General features: G+C 39.2%; 10 protein-coding genes. 3 read left to right on the top strand and 7 right to left on the bottom strand.

All coding sequences use genetic code 11. From position 1 onward, the window contains the following. Nucleotides 1-10 precede the first annotated feature (10 nt). The 5 genes from F948_RS08425 to F948_RS08405 form a co-directional block, all read right to left on the bottom strand. Nucleotides 11-910, bottom strand: a complete 900-nt coding sequence (locus F948_RS08425; protein WP_004911875.1) for an ABUW_2363 family tetratricopeptide repeat lipoprotein — start codon at nt 908-910, stop codon at nt 11-13. A gap of 113 nt (nt 911-1,023) precedes the next feature. Then, nucleotides 1,024-1,836 (bottom strand): serine O-acetyltransferase, encoded by an 813-nt coding sequence (gene cysE / locus F948_RS08420; protein WP_004954858.1) that lies wholly within the window; start codon nt 1,834-1,836, stop codon nt 1,024-1,026. Then, on the bottom strand, nt 1,829-2,674 hold the full coding sequence (locus tag F948_RS08415; protein ID WP_004962645.1) for an RNA methyltransferase: 846 nt from the start codon (nt 2,672-2,674) through the stop codon (nt 1,829-1,831). Before F948_RS08415 ends, cysE begins: the two co-directional genes overlap by 8 nt. 14 nt (nt 2,675-2,688) lie before the next feature. Further along, entirely contained in the window at nt 2,689-6,252 is a 3,564-nt protein-coding gene (dnaE, locus tag F948_RS08410) for a DNA polymerase III subunit alpha (protein WP_004962644.1), read from the bottom strand. 169 nt (nt 6,253-6,421) lie between these two features. Beyond that, nucleotides 6,422-7,489, bottom strand: coding sequence for an asparaginase (locus F948_RS08405; protein WP_004962643.1), 1,068 nt, complete (start codon nt 7,487-7,489; stop codon nt 6,422-6,424). Nucleotides 7,490-8,042: 553 nt separating this feature from the next. Here F948_RS08405 and F948_RS08400 point away from each other — a divergent pair. Next, nucleotides 8,043-8,945 carry an SEL1-like repeat protein gene (locus tag F948_RS08400; protein WP_004962636.1) on the top strand — a complete coding sequence of 301 codons (903 nt, stop codon included), beginning with the start codon at nt 8,043-8,045 and terminating at the stop codon, nt 8,943-8,945. A 40-nt stretch (nt 8,946-8,985) separates the two neighbouring features. Here the strand turns inward: F948_RS08400 and F948_RS08395 are convergent, their stop codons facing one another. Further along, nucleotides 8,986-10,416, bottom strand: a complete 1,431-nt coding sequence (locus F948_RS08395) for a pyridoxal phosphate-dependent aminotransferase (RefSeq protein WP_004954843.1) — start codon at nt 10,414-10,416, stop codon at nt 8,986-8,988. 240 nt (nt 10,417-10,656) lie between these two features. Here F948_RS08395 and msrB point away from each other — a divergent pair, with 240 nt between their 5' ends. Then, nucleotides 10,657-11,076: a peptide-methionine (R)-S-oxide reductase MsrB gene (gene msrB / locus F948_RS08390; RefSeq protein WP_004911848.1), complete on the top strand. Its 420-nt coding sequence runs from the start codon at nt 10,657-10,659 to the stop codon at nt 11,074-11,076. Next, complete coding sequence (locus F948_RS08385; protein ID WP_004954840.1) at nt 11,073-11,561, top strand: glutathione peroxidase; 489 nt, start codon at nt 11,073-11,075, stop codon at nt 11,559-11,561. The genes msrB and F948_RS08385 overlap by 4 nt, the downstream gene beginning before the upstream one ends. A 56-nt stretch (nt 11,562-11,617) precedes the next feature. Here F948_RS08385 and F948_RS08380 read toward each other — a convergent pair whose 3' ends face one another. Next, nucleotides 11,618-14,767 (bottom strand): efflux RND transporter permease subunit, encoded by a 3,150-nt coding sequence (locus F948_RS08380; RefSeq protein ID WP_004962629.1) that lies wholly within the window; start codon nt 14,765-14,767, stop codon nt 11,618-11,620.

The following is a 14,767-nucleotide window of genomic DNA, read 5'->3' as shown; positions in this document are numbered from 1 at the left end:
AGAGAGTAATTTAGTTAAGAACTTGCCACATGTTCCAACGTTTTCCTGATTCAACTTCTTGAATCAGACGGTCAACTACTTCTGCTTCGTCAGGATAATTAATTTTGTAATTTTTGAGCGTTTGAAGCGCATTTTTTTTCTGTTCAAGCCATAAGAAATTGTTTGCAGCAGAAAGATATGCCTCTTGCACTCCACCTTTGATCGCTTTATCTAGGTATGGAATCGCTTCACGTTGTCCACCACCTTCTGATAATCCAAAACCGAACCAAAAATTGGTTTCAGGATCGTTAGGGTTAATCGCTAAAATTCGTTGAGCATAAGTTAAAGACTTAGATGTGTAAGCTGTACCCAAGTCAAGGTTGCGAGCCATTACACTGGCTTTAAATGCACGGGTCAAAATATCCATAGATGCATTTGGTTTCTCAGCGAGAGCATCTAGTTTGTGTGTGATTTCTTTTAACTTTACTTCATATCCTTTGCGTTCTTGGCGTTCAGTAAATCGAGGAGGGTAATGACGTGCTTTTCCTTCAACTAGTTGTAAGAAGTCATCAATTTCCGTTACATCAATTTCATTTTCGCCTGCAAGAACCGCATATTTCATACGTCTTTCAGAACTATCAATTGTTGGGACAATCAATTTATTAATATCTAAAGTTGCAGATTTTGTTGGGTCATTTTGCAAAGAAACAACCATTTTTGTCACAGGTTGTGTAGAGGCATCTTTGATGGCAACTTCAAAGCTCGGTGGTGCATCATATTTGATCGGATTTAAAGCATAGAATGGTGGTGTCGGATCTGGTTCTTTGAACACAAACGGTTCAACAATCTTCTCTTTTTTGGTCGGCGCAATACCACATGCGGTTAAAAATGTGGTTGAAATTACAAGTAATGCCAAAGGCTTAAAATTCATGCTTTACATCCATTAATTTTAGTAAAATGAGAAGTAGTTCGTTGGTTTTACCAGTCTAGGAAAAGCAAAACCAACTTGCAATCAAAAGCTTGTTACATTTCTTATAAATTATATTATGTTGTTGATGTTTTGCTTTGTGCTTCACACTCTCTTCTAACTTCTTCAATAATCTTAAGTTCTTCTTTACTCAATGGTTGATTTTTACCACCTTGAGGTTTGAATGTTGGGTCAAGCTCAGATAGACGCTGACATAGAATATTCATACGCTTTTCATTTTTCTGCATACGATCTAATAACACGCGTATGCCTTCTAAAATAGGATCTGATTGATCTTGAGTTGTTGCATAAGGTTGGAAACCGATGCTTTCTGCATAGTCGCGACGGTTTGCTTCATCTTGCTCAACTTGATTTTTATCTTTAAAGATATAACGTGCTGGGTTACCTACAGCTGTAACTCCTTCAGGAACTTCTTTGGTCACTACAGCATTTGAACCAACTTTCGCCCCTTTATGGACAGTAAATGGTCCTAATATCTTAGCTCCAGCGCCAACAACAACACCATCTTCTAGAGTTGGGTGACGTTTACCTTTATTCCAAGTCGTACCACCAAGCGTAACACCATGGTATAGGGTGACATCATCACCAATTTCAGCTGTTTCCCCAATCACAACGCCCATGCCGTGATCAATAAAAAAACGTTTTCCAATTTTTGCACCTGGATGGATTTCGATCCCAGTTGCAAATCGACTAAATGACGAGAGCAGGCGAGCTGTGCCTTTGTGATCTTTTTTCCAGAGTTCATGTGCTACACGATGCATAATTAATGCATGAATACCGGGATAAGTGGTTAAAACCTCAAGTGTATTTCGAGCCGCAGGGTCACGTGCAAATACAGCTTCAATGTCTTCTTTTAGCTGTTTAATCATGAGAGTGATCCTCCGTCTGTGTTTTTTTCCATGAACCATTGGCTAAAGCTTGTACTCGACTGAAAATACCGCGCAATAAATGATATTCCATACGATCTAATTGTATTCTTCCAAATAAACGACGCAAACGCAAAGGCAATAAACGTGGATTATTTGGATCTAAGAATTCAATTTCAGTTAGCATTTTTTCTAAATGAGGATAGAACTCTTCCATTTGTTTCTGTGTCACCAATGGCTCATCCCATTGCATACTTTGATTTTGCTTTAGCTGCATATGTTCTTGCGGGTCAGTCTGATCAGTGTTTTGCTGATTGAGCTCAAGTGCTGCCATCCTTAATTCATAGCATACCACTTGAATTGCTTGAGCTACATTTAAAACGCCATAACTTGGATTGACTGGAATAGTTAAATGGTAGTTTGCTAATGCTAACTCTTCATTGGTCAGACCACGATCTTCGCGACCAAAGACGATTGCAATATTTTGATCTAAATTGGCTGCTTTTAAACTTTCTTGAGCTGCAGGGCGAACATCAAGCAGAGGCCAAGGAATAGTACGGCTGCGAGCACTGGTTCCAAACACCAGATGGCAGTCTTCAATTGCTTGTTCCAAAGTATCAACGATTTGTATTTTTTCGATTAAATCTTGGGCGCCAGCGGCTAAAGCATCAATATCAGGATGAGGATAGGTTTTAGGTGCTACCAATATTAATTTAGACAATCCCATCGTTTTCATGGCACGAAGTGCACTACCTATATTGGCAGGGAGAGTCGTATTTACCATAACAATACGAACATGATCCAATTGTTTGGACACGTCATTTTGGTCAAACAGGTTCATAAATGATCCAATTTTTAAGAATATTGAGAAACTTCGGCTTGATACAGATCTAAAGCATCATCTATAGACATATTTGCAGGTGGAGGAGGAACCACACTTACTTTGGGTGTTTCAATGACTTTTGCTGCTTTGGATTTTACTTGATATTCAATATATATCGCATCTTTGCCAAAGTAGTCACGTAATTTACCGAGCAGTTCATCTAAAGGAGCAACTTTCCACTGAGCACCTAAATGTAACTCAGCTGTCGCAAAACTTTGATCGATAAGAAGTTGTATACCGATATGCTGACACATATCTATATTGCAATATGGTAAGAGAATGTTTTGCATATCTTTTGCTAAAGATTTAGTCATGAGATCGTGTGGCATACGTATTTGAATGGATTGAGCACGTTTTTGACGAATTTCATTCAAACTAAATGCTTTACTTAAACGTGCCATTGGGCGGTCAAAGCCTTCACGCTCATAAATCTCGCCTTCGATCACGACGACTTGTTCTAAGCGCACAATATCTTTATATCGTTGAAAACGTTCATGATTGCAACTAACTTCAATTCGTGCAGTGCCATCGTCTAAAGTGATCATGATACGGTTTGGAAAGTTTGCTACATCGAGTACCAAACCAGCAAATACGGTGGTTACACCACGACGTGTCGGGGTAACTTCATTCAGTTTTGCAGGAATGAATGCTTTTAATTCTGAACGATAGACATCGATTGGATGTCCTGTTAAGTAAAGTCCAAGTGTATCTTTTTCACCTTTTAAACGAACTTCATCTGACCATGGTTTAACAGGTTTAGCTGGTTTACGCTGAACTTCTTCAACTTCACCAAATAAATCCATAATTCCTGTTTCACGATTGCTTCGTGCTTGTTCCGCAGCTTGAACGGCTTCAGGAAGCTGAGCCATAAGACTAGAACGTTCTATTCCTAAACAGTCGAGTGCACCAGCACGAATAAGCGCTTCGAGTGTACGTTTGTTAATTTTTTTCAGATCAATACGATGGCAAAAATCAAACAAATCTTTATATGGTCCATCTTTAATACGTGAATCGATCACAGACTGCATTGCCTGCTCACCAACACCTTTGATTGCACCTAAACCATAGACGATTGTACGCTCATCAATGGCATGGAAATGATACAAGGACATATTTACAGAAGGGGGAAGAACTTCGAGTTTGTTATTACGACAGTCATCAATTAAGAATACGACACTATCCGTATTCTGCATTTCCGATGACATTACCGCTGCCATAAATTCAGCTGGATAATGCGCCTTTAACCATGCAGTATGGTAAGCAACTAAAGCATAAGCGGCCGCATGTGATTTGTTAAAACCGTAACCCGCAAATTTTTCCATGTAATCGAAGATATGATTCGCTGTTGCTTCATCAATATCTTTTTCTGCCGCACCTTTAATAAAGATTTGGCGTTGTTTTACCATTTCTTCAGGTTTTTTCTTACCCATTGCACGGCGCAATAAGTCGGCTCCACCAAGCGTATAGCCAGCGCAGAACTGTGCTGCCTGCATTACTTGTTCTTGATAAACCATAATCCCATAGGTAGGTTCTAAGACACTTTCAAGCAAAGGATGCAAATATTCGAATTCTCCACCGTGCATACGATGGATAAAGTCTGGAATGAGGTCCATCGGACCAGGACGATACAAGGAAACGAAAGCAATAATCTCTTCGAATTTGCTTGGTCTAGCTTCCTTTAACATCTTTTTCATGCCGACGGATTCAAACTGGAAAACCGCAGTCGTATTTGCCTCAGCAAATACGAGATAAGCATCTTTATCATCTAATGGTACATTAGCGATATTTAGTGGGACATCTGATTGAATTCTTTTATTAATATTTTGAACAGCATCTTCAATTACTGTTAAATTTCGCAGTCCTAAGAAGTCGAATTTAACCAAACCTGCTGCTTCAACATCATCTTTATCATATTGAGCTACACGGTTTGTGCCATCAGGATCACAGATAACGGCTGAGTAATCTGTAATTTTTCCAGGTGCGATGACAACACCACCCGCATGCTTACCTGTGTTACGTGTAATGCCTTCTAATTTGAGCGCCATTTCCCAAATTTCAGCAGCATCATCATGATCAGGGTTTGCAGGGTTGGTGACGATATCTTTTAGTTGTGGTTCAAGCTCTATGGCCTGTTTTAAGTCTACACCCAATGGTTTTGTTGGAACCATTTTGGAGATACGATCAGCTAAACCATAAGATTTACCTAAGACACGTGCTACGTCACGAATTGCACCTTTTGCAGCCATTGTTCCAAAGGTTGCAATCTGTGAAACTGCTTCACGTCCGTAATTTTGTGCAACATATTCAATAACACGGTCACGACCTGCGATACAGAAATCGACATCAAAGTCAGGCATTGAGACACGTTCAGGATTTAGAAAGCGCTCAAATAATAGGTCGTACCGTAAAGGATCAAGGTCAGTAATTTTTAAACTATATGCAACTAATGAACCTGCACCCGAACCACGCCCTGGTCCCACAGGTACACCATTGTTTTTTGCCCATTGGATAAAGTCCATGACGATAAGGAAGTAACCTGGGAATCCCATCTTGAGGATGATATCGACTTCATATTTGATTCGTTCATCATATGGCTTTCGAATATCAGGCCAATCTTCATCGCGTTCATCAATTGGATAAAGATGATTTAAACGTTCTTCTAAACCTTCTCGAGATAAATGTTCGAAATAGGTATCAATGGTATAACCATCAGGAATAGGGAAATCAGGCAAGAAATAGGTACCAAGCTGCAAGGCAACGTTGCAACGTTTAGCAATTTGGTAAGTATTTTCAATCGCACTAGGAATGTCAGAGAATAACTCAGACATTTGTTCTGCTGTTTTAAAGTATTGTTCAGGACTATAAGGTTTAGGACGCTTATCATCACCTAATACGTATCCATCTGCGATACAAACACGCGCTTCATGAGCATAAAAATCGTCTTGCTCGATAAAGTGGATATCGTTATGAGCCACTACACCGATTTGGTACTTAGCAGCAAGTTTTAGCGCCTCAATAATAAAATCTTCTTCCCCAAAACGATCTGTGCGCGTCAAACTAAGGTAGACACGATTTCCAAATTTACTAATCCAGTCTTCAAGAAGAGGTTCTGCTTTCTGAGGGTTGGAAGAGCAGAGCATTTTGCCTACATCACTGTGTTGCCCCAATAGAATGATTAAATCTTCTGCTTGTTCTAATACCCATTCTTTTTGAACACAAGGAACACTAAGTTGCTGACCTTCGATGAATCCTCTAGATACTATTTCCGTTAAATTTCGCCAACCTGTATTGCTCATCGCAAGTAAAGTTGCACGATGTTCAGCATCATTCAATCGAATAACACTGCCCATAATAGGCTTAATCCCTTTACCTAAGCATGCACCATAGAATTTAACAGCAGCATGTAGGTTAGAAAGATCAGTAATTGCTAAAGCTGGCATTTCTTCAGCAACAGCAGCTTTGACCAAATCAGGTATGCGAACTATCGATTCTGTAATCGAAAACTCTGTGTGAATACCAAGATGAACAAACTGCATAAATCTATCCTAAACGCGATTGAAGAATATTCTAACACGCTCTGTTTAGGACAGTTGTCTAATATTTTTGCAATAGAATGCTGTTCGGAATGATCTAACCAAGAATAAATAAAAAAACGATGCTAATCAGATCAACTGATTAACATCGATTTGGATCTCAGCTTAGCAATTAGTATTGCCAAAAGATTCGCTGAATTTCTTTTGCATCATTAGTTTTAGTCAGTGCTAAAGCAGTCAAAATAAGAGCTTTTTGTGGGTTTAGATTATGTCCAGCCACCCAACCGTATTGATCATCAGGTTGCTCTGCATTTCGTAATACAAAACCTTGACCTGCGCGAGATGAACGGACAATTTGAATGCCTTGTTCATCATGTAGTTGTTTCAATGTCGGAACAAGATATTTTGCTACCGAACCATTCCCTGTTCCTGCATGAATAATCGCTTTCGTTCCAGCTTTTGCATAAGCAAGATAAGCTTCTGGTGTCATTGAACCTGAACCATATGCGATTTGAACCAACGGAAGTTGATCACCTTTGATGTTTTCAATATTAAATTCAGAGTTGTTAGTATGACGTTTGATACTATTTCTGAACCAATAAGGTTTCCCCTCAACGATTGTACCTAATGCGCCACATTGGCTTATAAATGCATTGGTATGAATGTTAATCCCTTTGGTTGCATCACGCGCAGCAAAAATTGAATCATTCATCACGATGAAAACACCTTTATTTTTGGCTTCTTCAGATGCAGCGATTGCAACGGCACTATAAAGATTGAGTGGACCATCTGCTGAAAGAGCAGTTGATGGACGCATAGAACCAACAAGAACGATAGGTTTTTCAGTGTGAATAACTAGATTTAGAAAGAATGCCGTTTCTTCTAGCGTATCGGAACCGTGAGTAATTACAACGCCATTTACAGATGGTTTTTTAACTAAATCATTGACTTGGCGAGCAAGGGAGAGTAACTCTTTGTCAGTGATATTTTCAGAAGCGATTTGAAGGGCTTGAATACCACTTACATTTGCCAGATCTTTGATTTGAGGAACAGCATTAATTAAACCATCGACTGGAACTTTGGCTGCGGTATATGTCGCACTGTTCGTTGAACTTGCACCCGCACCAGCAATTGTTCCGCCTGTTGCTACAACTACGACATTGTTTTTGGCATGTAACGCAACTGATGAAGCAATCAGTGTTAAAGCTAATCCAAATGATTTAACCGTTTTAGTAATCATTAATCACAATCCTGTATTTTAATTTTCCATAGATGTGCTATGTCTACACACGATATGACACTGGAATATTATTCAAATTTTTATGGATCAAAATCATTGGCATTATATTTTTTTCGACTACATCTAATTTATGTCGAAACAATGAGAAGTTGGGTTTTAAATTTATAATATTTAATTGCTATTTTAAGGTGTGAAAATCATGAATTTCATAAGGTATTTATGATCAAATGGTCAATTTTTTATTTTTCATATGAGGACTTTATGCTTTAGTCGTATTGTAAGAACCATAATTTTCAATACTTGTGCCATGGCAAAAAGCAAACATTGATATTTTTTAACACATTTATCCATTTCCCATTATTTTATTTTTCATGTGATATTAGGTGATGAAAAAATTTGTTCTGAATCATTCACCTCAAAGTGATATGGTTATAGTGAGCTTTTAAAAGATGGGTTTATTTCATCTAATTGGTAAATTTAAATTTAAGTTTACTTGGATGTTTTTGACGTTAAAATAGAGACCAATAAAAAATTTATCCATGAGAAATTTATAATGAAATTAAAGAATATTGTTCTTTCAATACTATTAAGTAGCAGTGTCACTATTTCGAGTACTGTTTATGCCGAAGATGTTCCGTTTAGCCAAGAACTCGTAGAGCAGGCAAAATCAGGTAATGCTGAAGCACAAAATAATTTAGGTGATGCTTATTACTACGGAAATGATGTTGATCAAGATTTTGGTAAGGCTTTAGAGTGGTTCAAAAAGTCAGCTGCGAAAGGAAATGCAGATGCACTTTTTTCAGTCGGTTACATGTATGACTATGGTGAGGGCACAGAAGAAGATAATCCAACTGCATTAAAGTGGTACACCCAAGCTGCACAAAAGGGGCAACTGTATGCTCAATACTACCTTGGTTTTCTCTATTTGTATGGAGATGAAGGAGTTGGAGTGAATAGTAAAAAAGGCTTGGAGTGGATGACTAAATCTGCTGATGGAGGATTAGATTTAGCTCAGGCTGAATTAGGTCACTTATATAATGATGGAAGTGATGGAGTCACTCAGGATTTCAAAAAGGCTCTCCATTATTATCAGCTAGCGGTAAAACAAGATGAGCCAACAGCGATCAATAATCTTGGGATTTTCTATCTAGAAGGTAAGGGTGGTATAAAGCAGGATTATAAAGAAGCGCTAAGATTATTTACCCTTGCTTCTGAGGCAGATAACGGTTTGGGGTCATCAAATATTGCTTATATATATGAAGAAGGCAAAGGCGTCGTAAAAAACTATAAAAAAGCGGCTGAATATTACGAGCTTGCAGTTGATCAGGGTGAGAATGAGTGTTTGTTGGATTTAGCTCGTATCTATGAAAAAGGTGGTTTTGGTCTGAAACAAGATCTAAAAAAATCAAAAGAATACGAAGCTCAGTGGGATGAAATTCAAAGTTCAGAATACTGATAAAAAATCCCCCTTTAGATAGGGGGATTTTTTTAGATGCTTAGCGCATTTTTGCCAAGAAACGGCTTAAACGATTGATTGCTTCACGTAATTCATTTTCAGCTGGTAAAAATACAACACGGAAGTGGTCTGGTGTTGGCCAGTTAAATCCTGTGCCTTGTACTAAAAGTACCTTTTCAGCTTTCAGTAAATCAAGCATGAGCTTTTCATCATCTTCAACTGGATAAATCTCGGGATCAAGTTTAGGGAAACAATACATCGCCCCATCAGGTTTCACACAACTTACACCTGGAATTTCATTTAACATTTCCCATGCAATATTGCGTTGTTCATATAAACGACCACCAGGACGAATCAAGTCATTAATTGATTGATAGCCGCCTAATGCTGTTTGAATCGCATACTGAGCTTGATGGTTTGAACACAAGCGCATTGACGCTAGCATATCTAAACCTTCGATATAATCAGCAGCTCGTGCCTTGTCACCTGTAATCGCCATCCACCCAGCACGATAACCTGCAATTCGATATGCTTTAGACAAACCGTTAAATGAAATACACAATTGATCACCAGCTAATGCTGCTAGAGCAACGTGTTCAATTCCGTCATAAACGATTTTGTCGTAGATTTCATCGGCAAATAAAATGAGATCGTATTTCTTCGCTAAAGCAACGATCTGTTCTAAAACGTGTCTAGGGTAAACAGAACCAGTTGGGTTGTTTGGGTTAATTACAACAATACCACGAGTATTTGGGGTAATTTTGCTTTCCATATCTGCGAGATCTGGATACCAATAATTTTCTTCATCACACTTATAGTGGATTGCTGTGCCGCCTGACAGATTTACCGCAGCTGTCCATAAAGGATAGTCTGGCATTGGAACAAGCATTTCATCGCCATCATCTAGCAAACCTTGCATTGCCATTACGATTAATTCTGAAACACCATTACCTACATAGACATCATTGACATGCATGTCAAAGACGCCTTTTTGCTGATAGTACTGACAAATGGCTTTACGAGCAGGGAAAATCCCCTTTGAGTCTGTATATCCAATTGCATTCGGTAGGTTTAATGCTACGTCATTAATAATTTCTTGTGGTGCTTCAAAACCAAAAGGTGCAGGGTTACCAATATTTAGCTTAATAATTTTATGCCCTTGCTCCTCCATTTCATTGGCGGCGCGTAATACTGGTCCACGAATGTCATAGCATACATGCTCAAGCTTTGAAGACTTTTTGATTTGTCGAGGCGTTTGAGCTGAGTGGGGTGTAGCAGTATTTTTAGGCATAGCGGGATTCACTTTTGCATATCGATATAGATAACTTTTAAATGTTTCAACTGTAACCAGATCAAGATCATGTTGATCTCTCAGTAATTCAACAATTTTTTCATGCGTAAAACCAGATTGTTGATACTGTCTGATGGTTGGTAATAGATTTTTAAAAACCACACTTTTTTTCTGTGACATTTTTTGTCCAATACAACCGCGCTGAACAAGAATACCACTATGACTGCTTACTTGAAAGGTGTTTTAAATGAAAATTGCTTACTTGTGTAAAAATATTTTGCTTACTATTTGCTATTTTAATATAAGTGCTTAAATTACGATAAATTACACATTGAAAGACTAGAGTTTTTTTTTTGAATGGCGTAAATATAAAGCATGATCATCAAGATATTTTTTACAACAAAATAATAGGTGCTGGCTATGGGAAAAGTGAATAAAACAGATCGAGAATGGCAAAGAGAGTTGTCACCAGAAGAATATCGTATCACTCGTAAAAAAGGCACAGAACCCGCATTTACAGGTCAATATTGGAATAGCAAACAACATGGCATTTATGTATGTCGTTGCTGTGGTGCTGAGTTGTTTTCTTCAGAAACGAAATACGACAGTGGTTCGGGCTGGCCAAGTTTCTATCGACCGATTGATAATAGTGCAATAGAAGAGCACGAAGACATATCACATGGTATGGTCAGAACAGAAATTGTCTGCCATGATTGCGATGCACATTTGGGCCATGTGTTTGAGGATGGTCCACAGCCGACAGGACTGCGTTATTGCGTGAATTCGGCATCATTACAACTTAAAACAGAAGAAAAGAATGACGAGGAAACGTATCCATGAGTAACATTTATCAGTTTGAAGCTGAATTGTTAGAGGGAGAAACAAAGGCGCTCGCTGATTATAAAGGCAAGGTCATGCTGATTGTGAACACCGCAAGTAAATGCGGTTTCACTCCGCAATTTGCAGGACTTGAGAAGCTTTACGAAAAATATAAATCTCAAGGATTAGAAATTTTAGGGTTTCCTTGCAATCAATTTGGAGGGCAAGATCCAGGGACAAATAAGGAAATTGGAAATTTTTGTCAAAGGAACTATGGTGTAACTTTTCCAATGTTTGCAAAGGTTGATGTGAAAGGGCCGGAAGCACACGTTATTTTTAGATTTTTGACACGTGAGGCAAAAGGTATTTTGGGTAGTCAAAATATCAAATGGAACTTCACAAAGTTCTTGGTTGGTCGTAATGGTGAAGTTCTGGGGCGTTATGCACCGACTACTAAACCTGAAGCTTTAGAAGCTGATATTGAGAAAGCTTTGGCGAAAAAGTAACAATAATATAAGTATTAAAAAAAGACGGTCATAAGACCGTCTTTTTCACATACAGATCAAAGCTGTTCAACCGCTTGATCTTTGGTTTTTCTAAAGCTATGCAGCTTGCGATTAATATCATCAATAAAGGTATACACCACTGGAATAACCAATAAAGATAAGAAAGTGCTAGTGATTAAACCACCAATTACTGAAATTGCCATTGGTGCACGGAAGCTTGGATCTGTTCCGATACCCAAAGCGATAGGTAGCATACCTGCACCCATAGCAAGGGTTGTCATAATAATCGGGCGCGCACGTTTATGACAGGCATCAAGCAAAGCATTAAATCGTGAATAATCTTTCTCTTTTCTTGCGATGATCGCGTAATCGACTAAAAGAATAGAGTTCTTACTTGCAATCCCCATCAGCATAATTAGTCCAATCAAACTTGGCATTGAAAAGCTGCTTTTTGCCAAAAGCAACAATACAAATGCACCGCCCAAAGACAATGGTAATGCGACCAAAATGGTAATAGGTTGTAAGAAGTCTTTGAATAAGAGCACTAAAACGACATAGATACATAGCACCCCTGTGAGCATTGCCAATCCAAAGCTTGAGAAAAGCTCCTGCATCACCTCAGCATCACCAATATTGGTACGTTTCACAGTAGGTGGTAAGTTTTTCATCGTTGGTAATTGATCAACTTTTGCTGCTACATCACCAAGCGGTTGGTTATTCAACTCAATATTAAAATTAATATTGCGCAGGCGATTGAAACGATCGATTTGTGATGGACCGCTTTCAATATTGACATCAGCAATTGTGCCTAACATCACTGGACCATGACTTCCTTTAATCATTAAGCGTTTAATCAATTCCTGATCTTGACGTGCAGAAAGCGGAAGTTTGATCACGACAGGAACTTGTCGTTGCGATAAATTTAATTTTGCAAGGTTTTGGTCGAAATCACCTGCAGTGGCAATTCTCAGTGTTTCTGCGATATCAAAAGTTGTAACCCCAAGATCAGCTGCTTTAGCAAAATCTGGGCGGATAACCAACTCTGGACGAATGAGTGCTGCACTGGAAGTAATACTGCCGATGTTTGGAATTGTGCGTAATTCGCGTTCCAGCTTACGTGCTGTTGAAATAAGAGCTTCAGGGTCATCACCTGATAAGGCGAGTTGATATTGGCTATTGTTCCCTGCGATACCGACTTGAATACGAGCACCGGGTAAAGGAGCGAGTCGTTGACGTATTTCACTTTCGATTTCTTGCAAACTTAAACTACGATCTGAGCGCTCTGAGGTTTGGATTGTCAGAGTTGCTTTTCGAGGCTCACTGGATGCACCACCAGAAAAGGGATCTGAACCTGCTGCACCACCGCCGATGGTTGTATAGATGCTTTTGATTTCTGGATGATCTTTAATAAGATTTCGTGCGTATTCGGCAGTTTTTAAGGTGTCTGCGAATTGTGAGCCTGGGGTGAGTTCTAATCTTACTTGAGTTTGTCCTGTGTCAGGTGGTGGAACAAAACCTGTAGGCAGAAGTGGAATCAGCATAATGGAGCCGATGAAAAACAGAATAGCACCACCAAGCGTAACCCAACGGTGATGTAGACACCACGTGACTAGATGCATATAACCACGCATAACACGACCATCTTTTTCTCGGTCACGTGCAAGCTTGGATGTCCCTTGATCATTTAATCTATCTGCATCTGAGTTTTCTGCTGTGTTTTCAACTTTACCAATCCAAGGCTTCAGAATATAAGCTGACATCATTGGTGTTAATAATCGAGCGACTAAAAGCGAGGCAAATATCGCTAGCGCTGCTGTCCATCCAAATTGAACAAAGAATTTTCCTGCGATGCCGCTCATGAATGCGGTGGGAAGGAATACAGCAATCAATGTAAATGTGGTTGCAATAACAGCTAGTCCAATCTCATCGGCTGCTTCCATAGCAGCTTCATATGGTGTTTTACCCATCCGTAGATGCCGAATGATATTTTCAATTTCAACAATTGCATCATCCACCAAGATACCCACGACGAGTGACATAGCGAGTAGTGTTACTGTGTTTAAGGTAAATCCAAAATAGTACATGCCGATTAAGGCAGGCAAAATAGAAAGAGGTAAAGCTGTAGCTGCAATAATCGTAGCTCGCCAATCGCGTAGAAACAGCCAAACCACTAAAATTGCAAGAATTGCACCTTCATAAAGTAATGACATTGAACCTTTATAGTTGTCAGCAACAGGCTTAACGAAGTTAAAGGCTTCTGTGATTTTGATATCAGGATGAGATGCCTTAAGCTTATCTAATGCTTCAATAACGCCTTTTTCAACATCAACTTCACTTGCACCTTTACTTCGTGTGATCTCAAAACCGATTACTGGCTGTCCATTCAGTAATGCTGCTGAACGTCGTTCCGCTATTCCATCTCGAATTGTAGCCACTTGATCAAGTCTGATATGTCGACCATCACTTAAAGCGATATCCATGGCGCCAATTTCAGCAGCTGTTTTTACAGTTGCAATCGTACGAATGGATTGTTCACTGCCACCAATCTTGGTTTGTCCACCTGAAGCATCTTGTTGAACCAAACGAAGCTGGCGAGTGATATCCGTTGCAGTCGCATTGAGTGCCAATAATTTTTCAGGATCGAGTTCGACTTCAACTTGGCGGGTGACACCACCAACACGTGCAACAGCACCCACACCTTTAACCTGTAACATAGCACGAGCAATATCGTAATCCACGAACCACGAAAGAGCTTCTTCATCCATTTTAGGGGATTGGATGGTATAGGTGAGGATAGGTGAACCAGATAGATTAATTTTACTAACAATCGGGTCTCTTAAATCAGCAGGTAGGTCTGAACGTACTTGTGAAACAGCATTACGCACGTCATCAACAGCTTCTTGTAGTGGCTTTTCTAGCTGAAATTCTGCGGTGACAGTCACAACACCATCTTGAATGTTGGTGTACTGATTTCTTAGACCTTGTAGCGTTGCAATTGAGTTTTCAATTTTTCGAGCAACTTCTGTTTCTAACTGTGGTGGAGCTGCACCTGGTAATGCGGCGGAAACAGTCACCATCGGTAATTCAATATCGGGAAATTGTTGTATTTTCATCCAGTGAAAACATAACAGACCTGCCAATCCAAGCATGATGAATAAAAGAATTCCTGGAATTGGATTTCGGATTGACCACGCTGAGAAATTCAT

Source organism: Acinetobacter junii CIP 64.5, from assembly GCF_000368765.1.
GTDB classification, from domain to species: domain Bacteria; phylum Pseudomonadota; class Gammaproteobacteria; order Pseudomonadales; family Moraxellaceae; genus Acinetobacter; species Acinetobacter junii.
The sequence above is the reverse complement of the archived record's forward strand: the minus strand, read 5'-3'. Positions and strand labels throughout refer to the sequence as shown.

Coding starts and splice junctions, on each gene's coding strand:
- F948_RS08425 (WP_004911875.1), bottom strand. CDS start 910: ATGAATTTTAAGCCTTTGGCATTACTTGTAATTTCAACCACATTTTTA.
- cysE (WP_004954858.1), bottom strand. CDS start 1,836: ATGATTAAACAGCTAAAAGAAGACATTGAAGCTGTATTTGCACGTGAC.
- F948_RS08415 (WP_004962645.1), bottom strand. CDS start 2,674: ATGAACCTGTTTGACCAAAATGACGTGTCCAAACAATTGGATCATGTT.
- dnaE (WP_004962644.1), bottom strand. CDS start 6,252: ATGCAGTTTGTTCATCTTGGTATTCACACAGAGTTTTCGATTACAGAA.
- F948_RS08405 (WP_004962643.1), bottom strand. CDS start 7,489: ATGATTACTAAAACGGTTAAATCATTTGGATTAGCTTTAACACTGATT.
- F948_RS08400 (WP_004962636.1), top strand. CDS start 8,043: ATGAAATTAAAGAATATTGTTCTTTCAATACTATTAAGTAGCAGTGTC.
- F948_RS08395 (WP_004954843.1), bottom strand. CDS start 10,416: ATGTCACAGAAAAAAAGTGTGGTTTTTAAAAATCTATTACCAACCATC.
- msrB (WP_004911848.1), top strand. CDS start 10,657: ATGGGAAAAGTGAATAAAACAGATCGAGAATGGCAAAGAGAGTTGTCA.
- F948_RS08385 (WP_004954840.1), top strand. CDS start 11,073: ATGAGTAACATTTATCAGTTTGAAGCTGAATTGTTAGAGGGAGAAACA.
- F948_RS08380 (WP_004962629.1), bottom strand. CDS start 14,767: ATGAATTTCTCAGCGTGGTCAATCCGAAATCCAATTCCAGGAATTCTT.